This is a genomic window from Nocardioides panzhihuensis (assembly GCF_013408335.1).
Lineage (GTDB): Bacteria > Actinomycetota > Actinomycetes > Propionibacteriales > Nocardioidaceae > Nocardioides > Nocardioides panzhihuensis.
This window is the reverse complement of the sequence record NZ_JACBZR010000001.1, coordinates 2,373,038-2,394,672: the sequence shown is the minus strand read 5'-3', so window position 1 is coordinate 2,394,672 and position 21,635 is coordinate 2,373,038. Positions and strand designations below refer to the sequence as shown.

The 21,635-nt window shown below is 71.5% G+C and carries 27 protein-coding genes; 18 read left to right on the top strand and 9 right to left on the bottom strand.

Annotated features, from left to right (window positions below; genetic code table 11):
• The first annotated feature begins 65 nt into the window (after positions 1–65).
• From dut to BJ988_RS11370, 7 genes are all read left to right on the top strand, one after another.
• A complete protein-coding gene (gene dut, locus BJ988_RS11400) occupies positions 66–527 on the top strand; it encodes a dUTP diphosphatase (protein ID WP_179658097.1) in 462 nt (153 codons plus the stop codon).
• Positions 528–579: 52 nt separating this feature from the next.
• Positions 580–1,242 (top strand): DUF3710 domain-containing protein, encoded by a 663-nt coding sequence (locus BJ988_RS11395; RefSeq protein ID WP_179658096.1) that lies wholly within the window; start codon positions 580–582, stop codon positions 1,240–1,242.
• Positions 1,243–1,252: 10 nt separating this feature from the next.
• Entirely contained in the window at positions 1,253–1,624 is a 372-nt protein-coding gene (locus BJ988_RS11390) for an OB-fold nucleic acid binding domain-containing protein (protein WP_179658095.1), read from the top strand.
• Between the two features lie 11 nt (positions 1,625–1,635).
• Complete coding sequence (locus BJ988_RS11385) at positions 1,636–2,394, top strand: DUF3159 domain-containing protein (RefSeq protein WP_179658094.1); 759 nt, start codon at positions 1,636–1,638, stop codon at positions 2,392–2,394.
• On the top strand, positions 2,391–3,437 hold the full coding sequence (locus BJ988_RS11380; protein WP_179658093.1) for a hypothetical protein: 1,047 nt from the start codon (positions 2,391–2,393) through the stop codon (positions 3,435–3,437). The genes BJ988_RS11385 and BJ988_RS11380 overlap by 4 nt, the downstream gene beginning before the upstream one ends.
• A gap of 85 nt (positions 3,438–3,522) precedes the next feature.
• A complete protein-coding gene (locus BJ988_RS11375; RefSeq protein ID WP_179658092.1) occupies positions 3,523–4,062 on the top strand; it encodes a cell division protein FtsQ in 540 nt (179 codons plus the stop codon).
• Between the two features lie 76 nt (positions 4,063–4,138).
• The gene (locus BJ988_RS11370) at positions 4,139–5,629 is read left to right on the top strand and encodes a PepSY-associated TM helix domain-containing protein (RefSeq protein WP_179658091.1); all 1,491 of its coding nucleotides are present in this window, start codon (positions 4,139–4,141) and stop codon (positions 5,627–5,629) included.
• A gap of 6 nt (positions 5,630–5,635) precedes the next feature.
• Here the strand turns inward: BJ988_RS11370 and BJ988_RS11365 are convergent, their stop codons facing one another.
• A complete protein-coding gene (locus BJ988_RS11365; RefSeq protein WP_179658090.1) occupies positions 5,636–6,046 on the bottom strand; it encodes a Fur family transcriptional regulator in 411 nt (136 codons plus the stop codon).
• 126 nt (positions 6,047–6,172) lie between these two features.
• Between BJ988_RS11365 and rpmB the strand changes: the two genes are divergently transcribed.
• From rpmB to BJ988_RS11340, 5 genes are all read left to right on the top strand, one after another.
• Positions 6,173–6,409: a 50S ribosomal protein L28 gene (gene rpmB / locus BJ988_RS11360; RefSeq protein ID WP_179658089.1), complete on the top strand. Its 237-nt coding sequence runs from the start codon at positions 6,173–6,175 to the stop codon at positions 6,407–6,409.
• Positions 6,409–6,714, top strand: a complete 306-nt coding sequence (rpsN, locus tag BJ988_RS11355) for a 30S ribosomal protein S14 (RefSeq protein WP_179658088.1) — start codon at positions 6,409–6,411, stop codon at positions 6,712–6,714. The genes rpmB and rpsN overlap by 1 nt, the downstream gene beginning before the upstream one ends.
• 163 nt (positions 6,715–6,877) lie before the next feature.
• On the top strand, positions 6,878–7,864 hold the full coding sequence (locus BJ988_RS11350) for a permease (protein ID WP_179658087.1): 987 nt from the start codon (positions 6,878–6,880) through the stop codon (positions 7,862–7,864).
• Positions 7,865–7,943: 79 nt separating this feature from the next.
• On the top strand, positions 7,944–8,660 hold the full coding sequence (locus BJ988_RS11345) for a TIGR03943 family putative permease subunit (protein WP_179658086.1): 717 nt from the start codon (positions 7,944–7,946) through the stop codon (positions 8,658–8,660).
• A 10-nt stretch (positions 8,661–8,670) separates the two neighbouring features.
• Positions 8,671–9,219 (top strand): hypothetical protein, encoded by a 549-nt coding sequence (locus tag BJ988_RS11340; RefSeq protein WP_179658085.1) that lies wholly within the window; start codon positions 8,671–8,673, stop codon positions 9,217–9,219.
• Positions 9,220–9,370: 151 nt separating this feature from the next.
• Here the strand turns inward: BJ988_RS11340 and BJ988_RS11335 are convergent, their stop codons facing one another.
• Positions 9,371–10,933 carry a bifunctional NAD(P)/FAD-dependent oxidoreductase/class I SAM-dependent methyltransferase gene (locus BJ988_RS11335; protein WP_179658084.1) on the bottom strand — a complete coding sequence of 521 codons (1,563 nt, stop codon included), beginning with the start codon at positions 10,931–10,933 and terminating at the stop codon, positions 9,371–9,373.
• A gap of 72 nt (positions 10,934–11,005) precedes the next feature.
• Here BJ988_RS11335 and BJ988_RS11330 point away from each other — a divergent pair, with 72 nt between their 5' ends.
• From BJ988_RS11330 to ykgO, 6 genes are all read left to right on the top strand, one after another.
• Entirely contained in the window at positions 11,006–11,563 is a 558-nt protein-coding gene (locus BJ988_RS11330; RefSeq protein ID WP_179658083.1) for a helix-turn-helix domain-containing protein, read from the top strand.
• Positions 11,564–11,638: 75 nt separating this feature from the next.
• Complete coding sequence (locus BJ988_RS11325) at positions 11,639–11,902, top strand: type B 50S ribosomal protein L31 (RefSeq protein ID WP_179658082.1); 264 nt, start codon at positions 11,639–11,641, stop codon at positions 11,900–11,902.
• Positions 11,899–13,017, top strand: a complete 1,119-nt coding sequence (locus BJ988_RS11320) for a GTP-binding protein (RefSeq protein WP_179658081.1) — start codon at positions 11,899–11,901, stop codon at positions 13,015–13,017. The genes BJ988_RS11325 and BJ988_RS11320 overlap by 4 nt, the downstream gene beginning before the upstream one ends.
• A 31-nt stretch (positions 13,018–13,048) precedes the next feature.
• Positions 13,049–13,225 (top strand): 50S ribosomal protein L32, encoded by a 177-nt coding sequence (gene rpmF, locus BJ988_RS11315; RefSeq protein ID WP_179658080.1) that lies wholly within the window; start codon positions 13,049–13,051, stop codon positions 13,223–13,225.
• A gap of 27 nt (positions 13,226–13,252) precedes the next feature.
• Positions 13,253–13,489, top strand: a complete 237-nt coding sequence (gene rpsR, locus BJ988_RS11310) for a 30S ribosomal protein S18 (RefSeq protein WP_179658079.1) — start codon at positions 13,253–13,255, stop codon at positions 13,487–13,489.
• A 3-nt stretch (positions 13,490–13,492) separates the two neighbouring features.
• Entirely contained in the window at positions 13,493–13,615 is a 123-nt protein-coding gene (gene ykgO / locus BJ988_RS11305) for a type B 50S ribosomal protein L36 (RefSeq protein ID WP_179658078.1), read from the top strand.
• A 79-nt stretch (positions 13,616–13,694) separates the two neighbouring features.
• On the opposite strand, the gene BJ988_RS11300 is transcribed toward ykgO, so the two are convergent.
• The 7 genes from BJ988_RS11300 to BJ988_RS11270 all read right to left on the bottom strand — a co-directional run bounded on the left by BJ988_RS11300 (position 13,695) and on the right by BJ988_RS11270 (position 21,603).
• A complete protein-coding gene (locus BJ988_RS11300; RefSeq protein ID WP_179658077.1) occupies positions 13,695–13,973 on the bottom strand; it encodes an HU family DNA-binding protein in 279 nt (92 codons plus the stop codon).
• Between the two features lie 90 nt (positions 13,974–14,063).
• Entirely contained in the window at positions 14,064–15,764 is a 1,701-nt protein-coding gene (locus BJ988_RS11295) for an ABC transporter ATP-binding protein (protein WP_179658076.1), read from the bottom strand.
• On the bottom strand, positions 15,761–17,422 hold the full coding sequence (locus BJ988_RS11290; protein ID WP_179658075.1) for an ABC transporter ATP-binding protein/permease: 1,662 nt from the start codon (positions 17,420–17,422) through the stop codon (positions 15,761–15,763). The genes BJ988_RS11295 and BJ988_RS11290 overlap by 4 nt, the downstream gene beginning before the upstream one ends.
• Positions 17,419–18,429: a nitroreductase family protein gene (locus tag BJ988_RS11285; protein ID WP_179658074.1), complete on the bottom strand. Its 1,011-nt coding sequence runs from the start codon at positions 18,427–18,429 to the stop codon at positions 17,419–17,421. Before BJ988_RS11285 ends, BJ988_RS11290 begins: the two co-directional genes overlap by 4 nt.
• A gap of 14 nt (positions 18,430–18,443) precedes the next feature.
• Positions 18,444–19,847, bottom strand: coding sequence for a YcaO-like family protein (locus tag BJ988_RS11280; RefSeq protein WP_218860771.1), 1,404 nt, complete (start codon positions 19,845–19,847; stop codon positions 18,444–18,446).
• Positions 19,844–20,827 carry a CocE/NonD family hydrolase gene (locus BJ988_RS11275; RefSeq protein ID WP_179658073.1) on the bottom strand — a complete coding sequence of 328 codons (984 nt, stop codon included), beginning with the start codon at positions 20,825–20,827 and terminating at the stop codon, positions 19,844–19,846. Before BJ988_RS11275 ends, BJ988_RS11280 begins: the two co-directional genes overlap by 4 nt.
• Positions 20,824–21,603, bottom strand: a complete 780-nt coding sequence (locus BJ988_RS11270) for a hypothetical protein (protein ID WP_179658072.1) — start codon at positions 21,601–21,603, stop codon at positions 20,824–20,826. The genes BJ988_RS11275 and BJ988_RS11270 overlap by 4 nt, the downstream gene beginning before the upstream one ends.
• Between the last annotated feature and the right edge of the window lie 32 nt (positions 21,604–21,635).

Below are 21,635 nucleotides of genomic sequence, written 5' to 3'. Positions count from 1 at the left end.
AGTTTTTCATGTCGGTCAAGGGAGTCACGAATCGGGTGAGCCTCGGCGCCACTAAGGTGCGGGGTGTGTCTGATCTCGAAGTAGCCTTGGTGCGGCTGGACGCGGAGCTGCCGCCACCTGCGTACGCCCATCCCGGGGATGCCGGAGCCGACCTGCGGACGACCGTGGACGTGACCCTGAAACCGGGGGAGCGGGCGCTGGTGCCGACCGGGATCGCGATCGCTCTGCCGCACGGGTACGCCGCCCTGGTGCATCCGCGTTCCGGGCTGGCCGCCAAGCACGGGCTCTCCATCGTCAACGCCCCAGGGACGGTCGACGCTGGATACCGCGGCGAGGTGAAGGTGGCGTTGATCAACCTCGACCCCGTCGAGGCCATCGAGCTGCGGCGCGGTGACCGGATCGCCCAGCTGGTGATCCAGCGCGTGGAGCAGGCCAGTTTCGTCGAGGTCTCCGAGTTGGCCGACTTACCGGACTCGGTTCGTGGCGATGGGGGTTACGGTTCTACAGGGGGCTTCTCCAACCGTTGAGGAGTCAGTGTTAGATAAGTCTCCTCACAGAGTCGCCGCAACCTGAAAGCAGATGGTCGTGAAGTTCCGTCGCAAGTCCACGCCCTCCCACCGGGGAGAGCCGTCTGCATCGGTCGACGAGGGGCCGGTGGCCCCCGAGCGGCCGGTGCCCGCAGCTCCCGAGATCGGACCGTTCGACATCGACTCGGTCCCCGACGGGCTGATCACCGGTGACTGGGTGGACCTGGGCTCGATGATGCTGGCCCCGGCGCCGGGCAAGGAGCTGCGCCTGCAGGTGGACGAGAAGTCCGGCCAGATCGCGGCCGTGATGCTGACCGCCGAGGACGGCGCCATGGAGCTGCGCGCCTTCGCCGCGCCCCGCGACGGCGACCTGTGGACCGAGTCGCTGCCGATGCTTCGCGAGGACGTCCAGCAGCGCGGCGGCGCGACCGCCGATCTGGAGGGTCCGTGGGGCACCGAGCTGATCACGCAGATGAAGGTGAAGCTCCCCGAGGGACAGCCTGCCGTCCAGCAGACCCGCATCATCGGCGTCAACGGTCCGCGTTGGATGCTCCGCGCCACCATGCTCGGCCGCCCGGCGATGGAGCCGACCGCGGGCAAGGAGTGGGAGAAGCTCCTCGAGCAGGTCGTCGTGTGCCGCGGGGACGAGGCCAAGCCCAAGGGCGAGGCGCTCGAGGTGAAGCTGCCGCCCAACGCGCGCCGCGTCGAGAAATGATCGGCTAGCGATGTCCAAGGGCCGGCTGCGTGCGAAGCTCAGCGAGTGGGCGAACACCGCCTCGATCGACGCGAGCGAGATCCGGGCAGCGTACGTCGCCAAGGATGTCGCCTCCATCGCCGACGCGCCCGACCGTGAGACGGTGCGGTTACGGGGGACGCTGCGTACGATCACCCTGCGACCGCGCGGCGGCGTCCCAGCGCTGGAGGCCGAGCTCTTCGACGGCTCCGGCACCCTGACGCTCATCTGGCTGGGCCGCCGGCGCATCGCCGGGGTCAGCCCGGGCCGGTCCCTGCAGGTGCAGGGCCGCATCGGCCGCAACGACGGCCAGCGCATCATGTTCAACCCCCGCTACGAGCTGATTCCGGACCCCAACGAGTGAGCCAACCAAACGTGACCCCCACCTCTGAGACCCCTGCCGACGACGACCGGCCGGTCGACCACGACCCGGACCACGAGCACAACCATCCGACGGTCGACACCGTCGAGGCGGTCGTACGCCGCCAGATGTCGGCCGGGCTCGGAGGTGTGCGTGGGATGCTGGAGGCCGGCGTGCCCGGCCTGGTCTTCACCATCGCCTGGCTGGCGGTCAAGGACCTCAAGGTCGCGCTGATCGCCTCGGCCGCGACCGCGGCCATCTTCTTGGCGGTCCGGCTCGTGCAGCGCTCGAGCCTGCAGTACGTCGGCAACGCCATCTTCGGGATCGTCATCGGCTTCGCGGTCGTGCGGCTGGCCCAGTCGATGGGTGGATCCGCCGAGGAGCAGGCCCTGGCCTACTTCCTGCCCGGCATCCTGATCAGCCTCGGCTACACGGTCGTGGTCGGCGGTCTGTGCCTGATCGGCTGGCCGATCTTCGGCTTCTTCATCGGTGTCGCCAGCGGCGATCCGCTCGAGTGGCACCAGGACAAGCAGATCGTGAAGCTGTGCACGCGGCTGACCTGGCTCTTCCTGGCGCCGGGCGCGATCGGAGCGGCCATCCAGGGCCCGATCTGGTTCCTCGCCTGGAGCGGCACGATCGACCGCGACTGGGCGATCCTCGCCCTCGGCATCCTCCGCACCGGCTTCGGCTGGGTGCTGCGGATCGCCTGCTACGGCACCATGATATGGCTCCTCGCCCGCAACCACACCCCGGTCCAGTCGGCGGCGCGATGAACCCACGTGCGGTCGTCGTCGCCGGCGCGCTGGTCTCCCTCGTGGCGGCCGGCTGCGGGAGCTCGTCCGCGACCGTCGGCGGCAAGGAGCCCTTCTCGCTGCCCGTGGGACCGACCGAGTGGGAGGCCACGGCGCCGGCCTGGTACGCCGACGGCACGCTCCACGTGGGGGAGCGGACCGTCGATCTCGGCGAGCGCGTGGACGAGTTCGTGCTCGGCGCGACCGGTGTCTACTGGATGCGCGGCCAGACGCTGATGTTCACGAGCGCGGAGGGTCAGACCGAGAAGGTCGAGGACGTCGGCTGGCGCAACATGGCCGTGTCGGCGGACCGCTCGGTGTTCGCCACCGTGGACCAGTCGCGTGGTCCGACCGACGAGTTCGGCACCCACGTGCTCCAGGTGGCGGTGTTCGACACTCGCACCGGTGAGCAGATCTATCGAACTCCTGACGAGGAGCCCGACAGCGGCGCGGACCTGGAGGACCTCTACGGCGAGGTCATGCCGCTGCTGGGAGGGGTGAGCAACGAGCGCCTCTTCTACGACGGCACCACCATCGACCTCGACGACGGCTCCGCGACCCCGGCGAGCGCCAGTCCGGACGGGGAGGTCTACGAGGGCCACGCCGAAACCCTGTTCCGCGACGGGTTCGACGTCTTTCTCGGCGGAGAGGGCAACAGGCGGGAGCTTGCCGACTCCTGGATCGCCGGGGTCGGGCGGCTCTCCCCGGACCGGAGCACGATCTTCGACGTGACGGAGTGGCCCACTCAGGCGGTGGTGTACGACGCGCGGACCGGACGCCAGCGCACGATCGACGCGCCGTGGGAGCATTTCAAGCTGGTCGGGTGGAGCGACGAGGACAACTTCTTCGGTGTCGCGGAGCGCATCGACCCGAAAGCGGCCAACGTACTGCGCGCGCGGCAGGTCGTCACCTGCGAGCTGCGAACGCTCGCCTGCACACCGGTGAGCCCGGTGATCCCGACCGACGACAAGGACCTGGGCGGGCATCCGACCTTCCTCGTCGAAGGAAGCTACGACGAGCTCTGACGGCGATCGACCAGCTGTGAGCGCATGAGCGTGCCACGAGCGTAGGAACCCGATCGTGACGCCGACTCGGGATACGGTGCTGTGCGTGGAGCTGCGAGTGGTGAGGCCGGTACGCGGAAGCGTGTGGCTCTCCCTGCTCGCCACGCTCCAGATCATGACCGGTGCGGGCCTGGCCCACGTGGCCGCGGGCGGCGCCCTGCCGAGCGCCGGCTGGCTGGCCGCGGCGGCACTGGCCGTCTTCGGCGTGGGCATCGTGGTGCTGCAGCGTCGCGTCGGCCTCCTCGGCGGCACGCTCGCGGCCGGGTTGTCCCAGCTGGGACTCCACGAGGTCTTCGCTGCCTTCGCCGCCCCCGGCGCCCAGCACCAGCACGCTGTCGGCCACATCGTCGGCCACGCCGACGGCAGCGCGTCGATGCTCTTGGCCCACGCCTGCGCGGCCGTGCTCTCCGTCGTCGTCTGGGGGCTGCACCGCAGGGCTCTCGCCGTGGTCGTACGCAGCCTTCTCGTCCCGCGGCTCGTGGTCGTCGGTGACCTGCTCGCCGAGGTGCGGCAGGTCATCCCGCGACCGGCTCCGTGGGTCGCCGTCTCTCCGCGAAGGGGACCGCCGAGGCCCTTCGGCCTCTGAGTTCCCTCTGCGAGCACCACCGGGTGAGTCCCGGTGGCTGTCTTGCGTACCCGAATCGCGAGAAGAGAAACCCCGAATGCCCGTTCCGACCCAGTTCCAGACCCCATCACCGGCCGAGCCACTGACCGACCCGCAGGCAGCACCAGCCCTCGACCCGCCGAGCCGACGACGCGACTGGTGGCCGATGCTCCGCCCGCTCGTGCTGCGCCTGCACTTCTACGCCGGGGTGCTGGTGGCCCCGTTCATCCTGGTCGCCTCGGTGACCGGGCTGCTCTACACGATCGCCCCGCAGGTGGAGCAGATCGCCTACCGCGAGCTGACCCAGGTCAGCCCGGCAGACGGCCGGGTTACGCTCGCCGAGCAGGTCGCCGCCGCCCGCGCGACCCACCCCGACGGTGCCGTCCTCCGGGTCGACGTCCCGGAGGCCGCCGACCGCAGCACCCGGGTGGTCTTCGCCGACGAGACCGTCCCCACCGACTACGACATGTCGGTGTTCGTGAACCCCTACACCGGCCAGGTCGAGGGCCAGGTACGCAGCTACGGCCAGTGGCTCGGCTTCCGCGCGTGGCTCGACGACCTCCACCGCAACCTCCACCTGGGGGTGTTCGGCCGCAACTACAGCGAGCTCGCGGCGAGCTGGCTGTGGGTGGTGGCCCTCGGTGGGCTGGCGCTCTGGGTCGGCAGGCGCCGGCGCGAGCGGCGCACCCGCCGGATGCTGACGCCCGACCTTTCGACAAGCTCAGGACATCGCCTCGATGCCCGGGGGCGGGCGCGGGCTGTCTCGTGGCACGGCGCGATCGGTGTCTCGGTCCTGCTGGGCGCGCTGGTCCTGTCGGTCTCCGGGGTGACCTGGTCGCGCTACGCCGGAGCCAACGTCGAGGAGCTGCGTACCGCTCTGGCCTGGATGAAGCCGCTTCCGGCGACCTCTCTGGAGGGCGAGAACTCGGCGGGCGGTCACGAGCACCACGGGCCGCGCACGGCGACGTCAGGCGAGGACCCGGACGCGCTCCTGGTCGACGGTGTGGGCATCGACGGTGTGCTCGCCACCGCCCGCGAGGAGGGACTCGGCGACCCGCTCCACCTGACGCCTCCGACGGACAAGGACAGTGCCTGGACGGCCGCGGAGAACAAGCGCGACTGGCCGACGAGCTACGACACCGTCGCCGTCGATCCGGCCAGCGGCGCGGTCGTGGACCGTGTCGACTTCGCCGACTGGCCGCTGATGGCCAAGCTGTCCACCTGGACCATCGGCGCCCATATGGGCATCCTGTTCGGCATCGCCAACCAGATCGTCCTGGCGGCGCTGGCGATCGGGCTGATCGCCCTCACGCTCCTGGGCTACCGGATGTGGTGGCTGCGGCGTCCTCGCGGCGCGAGCCGGCTGCGGTTCGGCCGGCCGATGCCACGTGGCGCCTGGCGACGACTGCCGCGGACGGTGCTGGCCGGCGGGGTCGCGGTGACGGTGCTCGTCGGCTGGTTCTTCCCGTTGCTGGGGATCAGTCTGGTGGCGTTCCTGCTGGTCGACCTCGTGCTCGGCGCGGCGAGAAGGCGCGGCCCGGCGGGCTGAGCCCGGTCAGGAGGCGCAGGAGGTGCAGAGGCCGAAGATCTCGACCGTGTGGTTGACGTCGGAGAACCCGTGCTGCGCCGCCACCTTGTCGGCCCAGGTCTCCACGGCCGGCCCCTCGATCTCCACCGCCTTGCCGCACTGACGGCACACCAGGTGGTGGTGATGGGTCGTGGAGGCGTCCCCGCACAGCCGGTAGGTGGACTCGCCGTCAGGCTTGTGGATCACATCGGCGAGCCCGTCGTCGACGAAGATCTGCAGGTGGCGATAGACCGTGGAGAGGCCGATCTTCTCGCCGTTCGCTCGCAGCGTGGCGTAGACGTCCTGGGCGCTGCGGAAGGTGTCCTCGGCGGCGAGGGCCTCCTTCACCGCGGCGCCCTGGTTGGTCGCGCGCCGCTTGACCTGCTGGGTTGGTGCCATGAGCGCCATGTTAGTCGGTATCGGTATGGATCCCTGCCCAGTGGCACCGTCAGCGGGCCGACGATGACGTGTCGCGGGATGGCTGTGCCATAATGAAAATGATTCCCGATAAGACGAAAGGCTGCCATGTCACGCACGTGTCAGGTCACCGGTGCCCGCCCGGGCTACGGCAACAACCGCCCCTGGTCCAAGAAGGCGACCAGACGACGCTGGGAGGTGAACCTGCAGAGGAAGACCTACTACGTGCCCAGCCTGGGCCGGAAGGTCACCCTGCGGCTCAGCACCAACGCGATCAAGCAGATCGACGTACGCGGCATCGAGGCCGTCGTCGCCGAGATGCGCGCTCGAGGGGAGAAGGTCTGATGGCCAAGAAGTCGAAGATCGCGGCCGACGCGAAGCGGCGCGAGATCGTGGCGCGCTATGCGGAACGGCGCGCCGAGATCAAGGAGCGCATCCGCACGGCCGAGCCGGGATCGGCCGAGCAGGCCGAGGCGGTCCGTGCCCTGTCGCGGCTCCCGCGCGACTCCTCGCCGGTGCGCCTGCGCAACCGTGACCAGGTCGACGGTCGGCCGCGAGGCTATCTGCGCAAGGCGGGCGTGTCCCGGATCCGGTTCCGCGAGCTCGCGCACAAGGGACATCTGCCGGGGATCACCAAGTCCAGCTGGTAAGTACCGGCAAAGCCTAACCGGAACCATTCCGAATCGGCGGGGCGCAACCCGGCGGTCGTCGGGCTGTGCTAGACACACGCCTCATGAGCGAGCGCACGCGAGCGACGGTAGGCCTCAGGCCGCCGCGTCCGTATCATTCCTCCCCTTCGACGGAGGCGGCGGCATGAGTACGAAGGCGCCGGAGCGGGCGGCCGAGAAGCCAGGGTTCCGGCTGGGGCAGACAGAGGTCGTGGCGATCGTGCTGCTCCTCATCCTGCTCTCCCAGCGCTGGCTGCTGCCGCTGCTGGACCATGACCTGTTCAACACCTGGGGCACGATCTTCGTCGCCATCGTGGTGCAGTCGGCGCCGTTCCTGCTGGGCGGCGTGCTGCTCAGCGCCGTCATCTCGACGTTCCTCTCGGAGAAGGCGCTGAGCAGGATCGTGCCGAAGAGCCCCGTGCTCGGCGTCCCGGTCGCCGGCCTGGCCGGGATCGGGCTGCCGGGCTGCGAGTGCGCCGCGGTGCCGGTGACCAACTCGCTGATCCGTCGTGGGGTCGCGCCCGCGGTGGCGCTGACGTTCATGCTGGCCGCGCCGGCGGTCAACCCGGCGGTGCTCGTCTCGACCGCCGTCGCCTTCCCCGGCCAGCCGATGATGGTGCTGGCTCGGTTCATGGCCTCGATGATCACGGCTGTCGCGGTCGGCTGGATCATGCTCGCCCGCGGCAAGCTGCTGCTCGAGCGGCTGACCAACCTCGGTCGCGACCAGCACGCCCACGAGCGGTCGTTCCTCGGCAACGTCAGCCACGACTTCATGCACGCCTCCGGGTTCCTGGTGCTGGGCGCCATGCTGGCCGCGGCGGTCAACACCTTCGTACCCCGCTCGGTGGTCAACACCGTCGCCGGGCAGGCGGTGCTGGGGATCCTGACGCTGGCGCTGTTCGCCTTCATCGTCGCGCTCTGCTCCGAGTCGGACGCCTTCGTGGCGGCCTCGTTCACGGCGTTCTCCGACACCGCGAAGCTGGTCTTCCTCGTCGTCGGCCCGGCGATGGACATCAAGCTCGCTTCCATGGAAGCCGGCCATTTCGGCATGGGCTTCGCGCTCCGTTTCGTACCCTTGGTGATCATCACGGCGGTCGCCTCCGCCGTCGGCATCGGATGGTGGTTGCTGTGAGCGAGCGTCAGCGAGCGATCCATACAATCAACGCGCGGCCGCGTCCGTACGATGGCGCTTGCGCAACGGAGGTGGCCGCGTGACACGTACAACCCAGGCCCTGGTCGTCGGGTTCCTCGGCGCCGTCCTGCTGCGGCTCGCGCTCGGCGACGGCTATCTGAGGTATGTCACCGACTGGATGAAGTGGCCGCTGGTCGTCACCGGCGTGGTGCTGCTCGGGCTGACGGCGTGGATGCTGCTGCGTCCCGAGCCGGAGGAGCAGGACGAGGACGACCACGACCACGACCATGGGCACGGCCACAAGGTCCCGGCGATGACCTGGCTGGCGATCGTGCCCGGTGTGATCGTCTTCGTCGCGAGCCCGCCGTCCCTGGGTGCCTACCTCGCCGAGCGTCGTGCAGACGATCCGGTCGCGGCCGCTCCCGACGCCGAGATCCTGCCCCTGCCGGCGTCGGACGGTCCGGTGGACGTCGAGGTCGCCGAGTTCATGTGGCGCGCCGGGGTGGAGGGCGGCTCGACGATCAAGGGCCGCGACATCCGCCTGACCGGCTTCGTCAGCAACGACGAGGAGAACGGCAACTGGTACGTCACCCGCATCGCCATCGCCTGCTGCGCCGCCGACGCGAGCGCCTCCCGGGTGCGCGTGGAGGACTACGACGACGCCCCGGAGCGCGACTCCTGGGTCGCGGTCACCGGTCGCTGGGTCGAGGGCACGGCACCGGGCGGCAAGTCGGAGACCGCCATCGAGGCCACCTCCGTCGAGCCGCGCGAGGCGCCGGCCAACACCTACCAGTGAGCGCTGTCCGGTGAGCTCTGGAAGACAGCCTGGGAAGCGGTCCGGGAACCCGGCTCGACGCGCCGCTGCCGAGGCGCAGCACGAGCCGGCCTGGCGAGAGCGGCTTCCGCACCCGCCGCGCGCGCTCGTCGTCGGCGTGCTGATCGCGGTCGCGATCGGAGTCGTTGTCCTCACCCGCGACCTCGGTTCCGGCGATACCCCGGCGGGTTCGGGCCCGCCGGGCTCAGCGGCCTCCTCTGCCGCCCCTGTCGCTGCCGGCCCGGTCGCCTCCATGGAAGAGTTCTGCGGCGGCGTACAGACGATGGCGAACGCCCACGCTGCCCAGATGTCCTCGCCGAACGACGAGAACGAGACTGCGCTGGGGCTGGCGGCGACGAGCCTGCAGTCGATGGGCGTTCCCGAAGGCACCCCGGCTGCTGCCGTCGAAGGCGTGCGGATGATGATCGAGGACGCCCTGCGCACTGGCCGCGGCGAGGACCCCCTCGAGCGCAGCGAGGCCCAGAACCTCGCCTACGAGCGGCTCGGTGAGTTCCTCACCGAGAGCTGTGGTGCTGCCTAGCGTTCGGTCGGCTGGGCTCCATGGATTCCCGGTCGACCGGCCTCTACAAATTTCTCAGGCATGGAGTTGACGGGCACTGAAACACCCGTCAACTCCATGAAGTGCCTGTCCAGTCGCTCGATCCGTCTCACCTTTCGGACGCCACCGCGACTCACCTGCGACGGAGCAGGACCACGGAGTCCTCGAGGGTGGCGGGCTCGCCGGACGGGCTGGTGACGGGGCGGTCCCGGTGCTCGAGGACGACCGTCTCCCAGGCGTCCTCGGACAGCTCGAGCGCCTCGAGCTCCTCCTTGGCGTCGAGGAAGCGGTGCTCGTGCGCGGCGGCGTCGGCCCATGAAGGTGCTGCGGCGTGCGAGGTGATGAGCAGGTGGCCACCGGTGTTCACCAGCCCGGCCGCCCGGCGGAGGATGTCGGCGCGGGGCAGCTCGACGGGGGACTGGAAGAAGCTGGCGGTGACCAGGTCGTAGCCTCCGGATCCGTCGAGGCCGGCCAGATCGGAGGCGACGAACCGGGCCTGCTCCTCGGTGAGCCCCGATGCCAGGGCGGCCTGCCGGGCCCGGTCCACGGCGTTGCTCGAGATGTCGATCCCGGTGGCCCGCCATCCCTGCTGCGCCAGCCAGATCACGTCGGCTCCCTCGCCGCAGCCCAGGTCGAGCGCTGTCCCCGGCTCCAGGCCGGGGGCGACGTCACCGAGCACCTTGTTGACCTTGCCGGACCAGACGTGGTCGCTGCCGGCGTACCTCTCCTGCCAGAAGGCGACCGGGTCGCTCGCCTCTGCGGGGCCGGCAACGGCGCGGTCGAAGTCGTCGGTGACCAGAGTCATGTTCACGACGCTGCCGGCCATGGTGCCGGCGCTCATGCTGATCGGGACGTTGGCCATCGGGTTGGACACGTTGCCGACAGCCCAGATCCGGTCGCTGCTGGTCTTGCCGGTCGCGTCGACGGCGAGGAAGCTGCCGATGGGGCTGTCGGCGCGGTCGAGGCCGAGGTGAGTCAGGAAATCGTCGTGCGGGCGCAGGGTCCCAGCGGTGAAGATGGCGCCGACCTCGGTGACCAGCCCGTCCGCGGTACGCACCGCGGTGACCTGGTCGCCCTCGCCGAGCACCTCGACGACGGGCGCGGCGACGAGCTCGACCCCACGCGCGCGCAGACGCTGCTCGTCGGCCTCCTCGACAGGTCCCAGTCCCGCGGTGAAGACGACGACGTCGTCGCTCCACTGCCGGATCAGCTGCGCCTGGTGCATGCCGAGGGGGGAGGTGGTCAGCACCCCGATCCGTCGGTCACGCACCTCCCAGCCGTGGCAGTAGGGGCAGTGCAGGACGGTGGCGCCCCAGCGCTCGGCCAGGCCCGGGATGTCGGGAAGCTCATCGGTGACGCCGGTGGCGACGATCGCGATCCGGCCGGTGAGCTGCTCGCCGTCGTCCAGGAGGACGCTCACGCCGTGTTCGGTCTCGTCGAGACGGGCGACGCGCCCGGGACGGATCTCCACGCCGTACGCAGCGAGCTCTTCGCGTCCCTTGCGCAGCAGCTCGGCGGGGTCGAGGCCGTCGTGGCCGAGGACGCCGTTCATGTGGGCGGCGAAGCGGTTGCGGGGAAGGCCGGAGTCGACCACGAGGGTCTTGCGACGGGAGCGGCCGAGCATGAGGGCTGCGGAGAGTCCGGCGGCTCCGCCGCCGATGACGATTGCGTCGAGGTGTTCGGTGTTTTCGGTCATGTCACCAGTTCACTGGCACAATGAAGGAATGGCAAGGCTTCTTGCGGATTTGGCAAATGGGAGATGGAGCACATGATCGACGAGCTCAAGCAGGTCGGCCCGCGGATCCGGGCGATCCGGCACAGCAAGGGCTGGACGCTGGACCAGCTGGCCGCGATGGCGGAGATGTCGCCCAGCACGCTGTCCCGGCTCGAGTCGGGCAAGCGTCAGGCGAGCCTGGAGCTGCTGATCCCGCTGACCCGCCACCTCGGCGTCGGGCTCGACAGCCTGGTGACGCCCTTGGTCCCGGACCCACGCGTACGCCGGCCGGTGATCCGCCGTGACGGGATGGAGATCGCGCCGCTGACCCCCGAGGGGTCGCCGGTCAACACCTTCAAGATCACCTACCAGCCGGCGACCGAGGTGCCGGAGCCGCGGGTCCACGACGGCTACGAGTGGCTCTACGTCATCTCCGGCAAGCTCCGGCTGCTGCTGGGCGACCGTGACCTGGTGCTGACCCGCGGCGAGGCTGCCGAGTTCGACACTCGGGTGCCGCACGCGATCTTCGCGACCGGGTCGCGCCCGGCCCAGGTGCTGAGCATCTTCAACAGTGAGGGCGTACGCATGCACACCCACACCGCCGAAGGATGAGTCCCGCCTCGATATGAGTGAGGCGCCACCTGTGTGTAGAATGAGAACCGTTATCATTAACCACAGGAGGTCCCCATGAAGCAAGGCATCCACCCCGTCTCCGGGCCGGTCGTCTTCCGCGACCGCTCGGCGGACAGGCTCTTCCTGATGCAGTCCACGATCCGCGAGCGTCTCGCCAACGACCACGAGCAGGTGACCTGGGAGAACGGCGAGACCTACCCGGTCGTCGACGTTGACGTCTCCAGTGCCAGCCACCCGTTCTGGACCGGGCGTGGCCGCGTGGTCGACACCGAGGGCCGGGTCGAGCGGTTCAAGCGGCGCTACGGGCGCGGCCGATGACTGCGCCCCGACCACGGTCGCGGCGCAAGCTCCCGAGTCCGAAGGTGCCGGTCATCCTGGTCAGCGGGGTGGAGGAGGCCGCGATGCTCTCCGCGACCGTCTCGCTCCAGTTCGGCCTGCCCGACACGGTCATGGTCCGCCACGTCATCGACCCGAGCCGCCAGCTGCTGACCCGCATCGTCAGCGACATCGGCGGCGTGGTCGAGCACGAGGAGATCAATCTCGCCCACGCCTGCGTCGCCTGCGCGATCCGCGAGGACATCGTCCCCACCCTCGAGCGCCTCGCCGTGCAGGGTCGCTGGGCCAGCATCGTGGCCTGCCTGCCGGTCGCCGCGGAGGCGATCCAGGTCTGCCGGGTGCTCTCCTGGGCGCCGCGCATGGCTCCGCACATCTCCATCGCCGCGGTCGTCGCCGCCCTCGAGGGCAGCACCGTCGCCGAGGATCTGCTCGGACCCGACCTGCTCGACGAGCGCGGCCTGGCCACCTCCGAGGACGACCGTCGTGGCGTCGCCGAGGTCGCCAGCGCGATCGTGGAGTACGCCGACGTCGTCTGCATCACCGAGACCCCCGAGCCCGAGGAGCACTCGCTGGTGGCCACGCTGGCCCAGCCGCGTACGCCGGTGGTGACCGACCCCTCGCTCCTGGATGCCGCCGGCCTGGTCGCGGGCGTGCACCGCCACCACGCGGTGGAGGCCTGGGTCGCAGAGGTGCGCCGCAACCCGCTGCCCCCGCTGCCCGAGGGCGGTGCCTGGCGGCTCGACCTGCGCTCCGAGCGCCCGATCCACCCCGTCCGGTTCCAGGAGGAGCTGGAGATCCTCGGCGGTGGCCCGCGTCGCTCGCGCGGCTGCTTCTGGGTCCCGACCCGTCCCGACGACATCTGCGTCTGGGACGGCGCCGGTGGCCAGGCGAGCGTGGGGTCGACCCAGAAGTGGGGGCGCACCGAGCGGCTCACCCGCATCGTCGTGGTCGGCATCGACGACGAGGCCGACCAGATCCCGCTCGCCTTCGAGCGCGCGCTTCTCACCGACCAGGAGATAGCCCAGCGCGGCCAGCTCTGGGAGGAGTCCTGGGACGGGCTCGAGGACTGGCTCGGCCCCATCGGCCGAGCCGCCTGAACCACATCACACCACCCCGAAGGAGGCCGCCATGGCCGTACCCAAGCGCAAGATGTCGCGCAGCAACACCCGCCACCGCCGCTCGAGCTGGAAGGCCACTGCGGTCGCGCTCGTGCCGGTCACCGTCGATGGCCAGACCCACCAGGTGCCTCGACGCCTGGTCCGCGCGGTCGAGCGCGGCTACGTCGACCCCGCCAAGGTCCGCTGAGAGCTCCCCTGAGAGAAAGGCCTCCCCATGCCCAAACGTCCGCCGTCTCCGGTCCGGAAGCGCCGCAAGCCGCTGCTGGCACCGGACGTCACCTACGTCGACTACAAGGACGTGCAGCTGCTGCGTACGTTCATCTCCGACCGCGGCAAGATCCGCTCCCGCCGCGTCACCGGACTCAGCCCGCAACAGCAGCGCGCGGTCACCAAGGCGATCAAGAACGCCCGCGAGGTCGCGCTGCTGCCCTACACCAGCACGAAGGGATAGCCCATGAAGGTCGTCAACTCCATCCGCTCGCTCAAGAGCCAGCCCGGCTCCCAGGTCGTACGCCGCCGCGGCCGGGTCTACGTCATCAACAAGCGCAACCCACGCCTCAAGGCACGGCAGGGCTGAAGCCGCCGTGCAGGCGTCGCAAAATAGACGAAGGGCCGGATCGAGAAACGATCCGGCCCTTCGTCTGATCCAAAGGCTTTCAGCCCTTGTTGACCCGCTCCTTGAAAGCGGAGCCGGGCTTGAACGCCGGGCCACGCGAAGCCGGGATGTCGATCGTCTTGCCGGTCTGCGGGTTGCGGCCGGTGCGAGCCGAGCGCTCGCGCGACTCGAACGTACCGAAACCGGGCAGCGTGACCTTGTCGCCGTCAGCGACGGCCGCGCTGATCGCCTCGAGGGCGGCACCCAGGGCGGCCGAGGCCTGCGTCTGAGTGATCTCGGCCTGCTTGGCGATTTCGCTCACCAGGTCGGTGCGGTTCATGCGATCTCCTTTAATCGTTGATCAGAGCAGCAAAGGTTGACGAGATGCGGCTCGTCGCCAGCGTAGGCCAGTAGCGCGGATCTTCAACGTTCACGCGCCGCGTGTCCCGCGTGGTTGCGGGCTCTGCGGGGGTTCTGAGGGCTTTCCGGGGCTCCCTGCGGCCCGATCTCGACCCCCCATGTCGACGACTCGGTCCATCCCGGCGAGAGTCTGCGGACGGTGGGAGACCACCAGCATGGTCGCCGGGATCGTGTCGAGCAGGTCGGTGACCCGTCGGGCGGAGTCCTCGTCGAGGTCGGCGGTCGGCTCGTCGAGGATCAGGATCCGTGGGCGATGCAGGACGGCGCGCGCCAGCCGTAGCCGCGCACGCTGTCCACCGCTGAGCCGGAGACCGCCCTCGCCGACGTGGCTCTCCGGCGCGACCGCGTCCGCGAGGCCGAGCCGGTCAAGGAGGCTCGCGATCTCGGCGTCGGTCGTCGTGGGGCCGGCGATCGCCTCGCGTACGGTGCCGGAGAAGAGCGCGCCGTCCTGCTCGACGGTGGTCAGCGCAGCCCGGAGCACGGCGTCCTCGACCGCCGAGATCGCGACAGGGGCGGTCTCCGGGCCGGTGAGGTCGATGGTTCCGGTGTCGGGGTCCCAGAGCCGGCTGGCGAGCGCTACGACGGTGGACTTGCCCGCTCCCGACGGTCCGCGGAGGCCGACGTGCTCTCCGGGCGCGATGATGAGGTCGAAACCGTCGAGCACACGGCGCTGGCCGTACCCGAAGCCCACATCGCTCATGACGAGCCCGAGCGGCCCGTCGGGCAGTGCGGCCGGTGGGGTCTCGCGGGTGAGCACGGCAGGACGGGCGAGCTCGTCGCCGACCCGGGCAGCCGAGGCACGCAGGGCAGGCAGCCGGGCGCAGGTGGCGGCCGCGTCGGCGACCGGTGCGACGGTCGCGAGCGCGAGGACGACCAGGGCGGCGACGTGCTCGGCGGCGACGTCACGGGCGAGGACGCTGACCAGCACGCCCACCCCGGCGAGGGTCACCGCCGCCTCGCGTGCTCCGGCGAGCACGCGCTGGGTGGTCTCGAGCCGGGCCGCCGACCGTGCCGCGTCGGCGCCGGTCTCCCGGATCTGACGGCGGACCGGCTCGTGGAGGCCGTAGCCCAGCACCTCGCGGAGGCCGCCGAGCACGTCGACGACCCGGTCGGAGAGCGCACCGGTCGCCTCGACGACCTCCTGCCCGAGAGTCTCCAGACGGTGTCGGCCCAGCGGAACCGTGGAGAGCACGAGCGTGAGCGCCACGAGGGTGACCAGCGCGAGCGCGGGCTCCACGAACGTGAGCAGGACGAGGCCGAGCAGCGCGTTGACCGCCGCGGCGACGAGCTGAGCGACGGTGTGGGCGTAGAAGAACTCCAGGCGCTCGGTGTCGGCCATCGCGGTCGAGGCGGCCCGGCCGACGTTCTCGCGACGCTTGGTCGGCAGCGCAACCGCATAACGGTCGAAGAGCGCCATCCGGAGCCTGGCCAGCACCCGGAACGCGAGCGCGTGAGAGGCGTCCATCTCGCCCCAGGTCAACAGCGCCCGGTGAGCGACGAGGCCGGCCAGCAGGACCCAGAACCATCCCGGCGGCGCCTCGCCGAGCACGACGGCGCGACCGACGGCGGCGGCGAGCAGCACCGAGATCGCCCCCAGGCACACCTGGCTGACGACCACGAGCACGATCGTGGCCGCGATCGCGCGGCGCTCGCCGCCCAGATGACCGAACAGGGCGGTGAGAGGCCGCCTGGGAGCGGCGGTCGCGGTCATGGGTGGCTCCTTTCCAGAAGGAGCGGGGTCAGCCGGCCGTCGGTGAGCTCGAGGACACGCTCCACCCCGTCCAGCGACTCCTCGCGGTGCGCGACGACGACGACGATGCGGTCGGCGGCGAGCCGGGCGAGCGTGGCGGTGACGGTGCGTGCCGAGGCCGGGTCGAGGGCGCTGGTCGGCTCGTCGGCGAGCAGCACCGGCCGCTCCGAGAGGACCGCCCGGGCCAGGGCGATCCGCTGCCGCTGACCGCCGGAGAGGCTGGCCCCGGCGCTGGCGACCGGGGTGTCGAGACCGGCGGGGAGGCTGCGTACCTCCTGCTCGATTCCGGCCGCTGCGCACGCCTGCCACAGGTCGGCCTCGCTCGCGTGCGCGCGGGCGACCAGGAGGTTCTCGCGCACCGTTCCCTCGAAGAGCACGGGGCGCTGCGAGACCACGGCCACGTCGGACGTACGCACCGGACGGTCGTCGAGAAGGACCCGGCCGCCGGTGGGGGAGAGGTGGGTGAGGACCAGGTCGAGGAGAGTCGTCTTCCCGGCGCCGCTCGGTCCGACGACGGCGGTGACGGCACCGGGCGCGAAGCTCACTCGGACGCCGTCGAGGATCGCCGGACCCTCGGGATAGGAGAACGAGACGTCGTCGAGGACGAGCGCGGCCGAGGGCGACCCGGCCCGGTCCGTCTCTGCGGGGCCGCTCGTCGAGGTGGCGTGCTGCGCGCCGACACCGAGCCTGCGGAGCGCCGGCACCGCAGAGGTCCCGAGGTAGCCCGCGTGCCAGGCGGCGGAGAGATCCCGGATGGGCCGGAAGACCTCGCTCACCAGCATGAGCGCCAGATAGAGCTCGGCCGGCGGCACCCCGGTCCGACCCACGCTTGCGACCAGCGCGAGCCCGGCAGCGGCGACCGTGCCGCCTTGGACGGCGAGGTCGATGAGCGCGGTGTCGAGCAGCGAGGTACGCATCACCCGAACCGTCGCGCGGTGCAGCGCCCTGCTGCGCTCAGCCATCCGCTCCCGGGTCCGGCCCACCTGGCCGAGCAGGCGCAGCGTCGCCATCCCGCGCAGGGCCTCGAGCAGGTCGGAGCCGAGAGCCTCATAGGTGTCCCAGTGGTCGTCCGAGCGTCGGCGCATGAGCCGCTTCCACAGCAGCGGCGCCGTCAGCGCGCCGAGCGCCGCCAGACCGGCAGCGAGACCGGAGAGCGGATGGACGAGAACCAGCAGGACCGTCACCAGCGGGATCAGCACGAACGCCTGAGCGAGCGCCGGCAGATAGCGGGTCACGTACGCGTCGGCCCCGTCGACCCCGTCGACGAGCGCCGTGCGGAGACCGCCGTCTCGCCGCCCCGGGTCGTGCAGAGCCTCCGGAACCAGGACGCCTCGCAGCGCCTCGTCCCGCACCGAGAGGCGTACGTCCGCGCCGAGCCGCCCCGCGACCAGGGCCTGGATCCAGGACAGGAGCCAGCGCGCTGCGACGATCACGGCGATCCACAGCGCGGCCGTCAGTGCCCGGTCGTCGTCGCGCTCGACCACCGCGAAGAGGCCCTGGGCGAGGGCGTAGGCCTGCGGAAGGTAGGTCATGGTCACGAGGACCTGCAGTCCGACGGTGGCCGTGGCGGGGCCGGGATGTCGCAGCGCGGTGCGCAGGAGCAGCTTGTCGACCATCATGCGGCGGCTCCGTTCTCGAGGATGGCGATGGCGTGGACCAGGGGTCGTGTCTCCGCCGGACGTGGGGAGAACCCGGAGACGGCCCGGACGCCGTGGCCCTGGGCGGCCAGCGAGTAGGTCTGTCGGGCAGCCTCGCGATGGATCTGCCACAGCTGTGCGTAACCGACGGTGTCGAGGCGCGCGGGCCTTGGCCAGCCGATGACGCGGTCGGCGCCGAGCACCCAGGACTGGCCGCTCTGCCGGGCGGTCTGGGTGCGTCTGTCTGCGGAGGGCTGCGCGCGGTGCTCGTGGAAGCGATCGAGCACGGGGGAGCGCCGCGCGCAGATCGCGGCGGAGACGACCTCGTCGAGGTGCGGGTCGTGGGGCAGCCTGATCCGGGCCAGGGCCAGCTCGGGTACGAGGCCGCGGTCGAGCCACCAGGCGGCCTGCGCCGCTCGGGGCAGGCGGAGGGCTCGACGGGCCGCGGCGAGGTCGGACCAGTCCGTGGGCAGGTGGGCCTCCGGGACCAGGAAGAGCAGCGCCTCGAGCGCGTACGCCGCGTCGGCGACCCACAGCGGCCACGCCCGGTGCCGGTAGCGACCGAAGGTGCGTCCCGGCTGGACCGTGAGGACGATCTCGACGTGGTCCGACGCCGGCCATATCGGTCCTCGCGGGTCGGGCCGTCGGACCAGCATCTCGGTCGCCGGATCGTAGACGTAGCGCCCCGGGCCGTGCGGTCGGCCGCGGCCAGGAGGGATCACCAGGTGCCACTGGACGGGGTAGCAGCCACCCGCGGAGGGGACCGCCCGGCGCGGGACCGTCGTCGGGGTCCCGTCGGGCCGCGGATGGTGACCGCGTGCCCGCCACAGCCGGTGGATGGCCGTCGCAGCCGTTGCCGCCGGGGCCCGGAGCTCGGCGATGTCGACGAGCTCGCCGGGCCAGCGGTTCGCTCGGGGCCCTGGGGGAAGCGGATCGCCCGGGAGCTCGGGGGAGAAGGCGGTCTCGAGGAGCGCCGTGCTCGAGGTCATGTCGTGTCCGCGCATCACATGTGGGGCGGCGGGCACAGGGCCAACGGCTCGTCGGGGTCGATCGGGTCCCAGCCGCGGTGGCGCGCGGCCTCAGCGAAACGCGGCAGCCCGAGATAGCGGAACGCGGCCGGGGCGTTCGGCACCAGGCCGGTGACGAAGGTGCGTACGACTCGCAGCGATGTCTGTGCCACGTCTCGCGTCGTGAGGTCGCGGGTGATGATCCGGTGGCCGCCCTCGTGCAGACGGCGGCGCACCTCGGCGACGTCGGTGGCCGGGACCTCGGCGATCGAGACGCTGCCCAGGGCCGGCGCGGTGAACCGGTCGGCGAGCGGATGCACCCGGGGATCGAGCCAGACCTGGACATGGGCACCGAGATCGCGGACCCGGGCGAAGTCCGGCCCCGCGGAGTCGAGGTAGCGGCGGTCCTCGCGGTGGTCGAGGTAGAGGCCGGGAGCCATCAGCCCGGCGCGTACGGCCTGGAAGACCCAGCCGTCGGCGTCGCGGCAGCCGAGCGTGTAGATCCAGGTGTGGACCGCCTCGAGCACCGCCTTGCGAACGGCCCGGACCGGGTCGGTGGAGGCCGAGAAGCCCGCGGCGTAGACGCCGGTCTCCCGGTCGCGGACGAGGGCGGCCATCGCCGGGGCGAGCTCCGTGGGCATCCGGACGACGTGCACGTCGAGCGGCGCTCCCTCGAGGTCGGCGCTCAGGCCGGGGACCGAGCCGGTGTCGATCCCCTGGGCCGGTCCGCCGTGGTGCCACCACACCTCGAGGGCGTCGCGCTCGACGACCTCGAGAAGACCCCGGTCGTGGGCGTCGGCGGCGCCTTGACCGGTGGCGATGCCGGCGTAGTTGAGGTGGAAGACGCGGTCCAGGTGAGTGAACCGTCGCTGGCGCCAGTTGAGACCGATGAGGGCGTGCGGCATCCAGACCTCGGTCGCCGAAGCGGCTTCACCTTCGGGCGACTGCTCCTGGCAGCGGCTCCACAGCGACGGAACCTGGTCGTCGAGCGCGCGATAGGGGAAGTCGGGCCGGGCCAGCTGCGCCGAGCTCCAGCGGGGAAGGTCGTCGAGGTCGACGACCCGTAGCCCTTGGTCCCGCAGCTCGGCCGCCGTCCCGACCCGGTAGTCGGCGGGATCGAGCCGCTCGGGGATGAAGTTGCCGCAGTAGCGCTCCACGCCCTCCGCGATCGCGGCGATCCGGGCGCCCGGGACGTCGCCGAAGGTGGTGCCGAGCGAGACCCGGTCGGCCGGCCAGTCACCGAGCCAGCGGGCGTCGGAGACCTCGGCGGTCAGCGAGGTGTAGCGCAGCGGCGCCCGTTCGGGGCGCAGCACCTCGCGCACCCGCCGGATCAGTCCGGTCTCCCTGTCCACCAGACGCTCGACGTCCAGGGGTGGCATGGCTGTGGGCGTCTCGGTCATCGGAGTCCTCTCGCGGTTGCCGGCACGGTCGTGACGAGTGGCCGTCCGGACCAGGTCCGGGCGGCGACGTCGAGTCGGAGCTCCTGCCCGGGCGCGGGCTCGGCGTGGGTGAGCCAGCGCAGGATGATGCGGCCGGGGGAGCCGGCCGCGTCGTACGCCGCCCGCAGCGCGGTGTCGGTGGTCCCGATGCCGAGGTCGTGGCCCCAGGGGCCGCTGACCAGGGCGCTGCCGACCCCGCTGCGGGCGCCCCATCCGGCGGCCAGTCCGCGGGCGTACGTGTCGAACGGGTCGGCGTCACCGGTGACGACGAGCAGCGGCGCGGTGGCGTCGCCGAAGTGGTCGGGGACGTCGAGCGCGGGGGCTGACCACAGCTCGCGGAAGGCGTCGAGACGCGCGCCGTCCCAGCCGAGACGAGCCGCTGCTGCCATCGGCCCGTCGCGGTCGGTGACGGCGGCCGCGGTCCGTAGGACGTCAGGGGCCAGCGCTGCCTCGTCCTCGCGTGCGAACCCGTGGATCGCCCACCAGCCGAGACGGTCCAGGTGCTGCGGGGTCCCGTCGGCCGAGTAGGCGGTCTCATGCGCTCCGAGGGCCGGCACCAGCGCGACCACTCGGGTCACCCGCGGGTCGGTCCGCGCGGTCTCGAGGGCGGTGTGGGCGGCGTAGGAGGCGCCGTAGGCCACCACCGGCGTCAGGGGGCAGCGCTGGTGCAGGGCATCGACGGTGTCCGTGCCGTCACGGGCCTCGGTGGCGTAGGGCCGCCAGGCGCCGGCCGAGGAGTAGCGGCCGCGGACGTCCTGGACGAGGCAGTCGAAGCCGTGGCGCGCCAAGGACGTGGCCAGCGGCAGGTGCGCCCGGGCGTCGTACGGCGTCCGCACGAGTACGACGGCACGTGCGGTGCCGACCGAGCGGACGAGCCAGCCGCCGAGGACGACGTCGTCGCGGGTGCTGACCGGGAAGGGGCTGACCGCCGGCTGGGTCACCGCGCGGATTCCTGCGGGCGCGGTGCCGGTTCGTCGAAGCCGAGGACCGTGTGCGTACGTTCGCGCGGACCGTCGCCGACGACGCGCAGCACCCGGCGGTGCTCGGAAACCGCGGGATCTCCGGCCGCCCAGTCCTCCAGGATGACCAGGCAGCGTGCGACCGTGAGGGTCGACGTCGCCCGGCGCAGCGGCCGGGGATCGCGGTGGCCGCTGGCGAGCCACGAGGAAAGCTCGGGGGCGGCGGGCGAGGCGGCCAGCCGACGGCGGCTGACCTGGTCGGGGGTCGCCTCGCTGCCGTCGACCATCAACGGGAAGATCAGCATCCGGCCGCCTTCGCGCCGGCCGCACAGCAGGGCCGCTCCGTTGGTGAGCTGCTCGAGACGCTCGCCGAGCTCGGGGTCGGGCCGCTGCGGAATCTCCCGCACGTCCACGACGGCGTCGGCGCTCGGGTACCTCCGGGAGCCGTCGTCGCGGACGACCTCGGCACCGGAGCGCGCGAGCTCCGCGGCCAGCGCCCGGCTGAGCCGACCGCGGCCGAGCACGAGGACACGGCGCCGGCCCTCGGGCCATCGTGAGGCTCGGGTCCTCGCGTCGCGCTCCAGGGCGGCGCGGCGTACGCGGAGGAGGTAGCGGTAGGTCGGCAACCGGCCCGGTCCGGGGAGGTCGTGCAGCCTGAGGAAGTCACCCGAGCCGGTACGCAGCGCGGGCATGTCGGTCGAGAGACGGACCTCGCCGCGGGCGGCGGGGATCGGACGCCAGTCGTGTCTGGGGTACATCGGGGCTCCTCGGTGGTCATGGCTCGGACAGG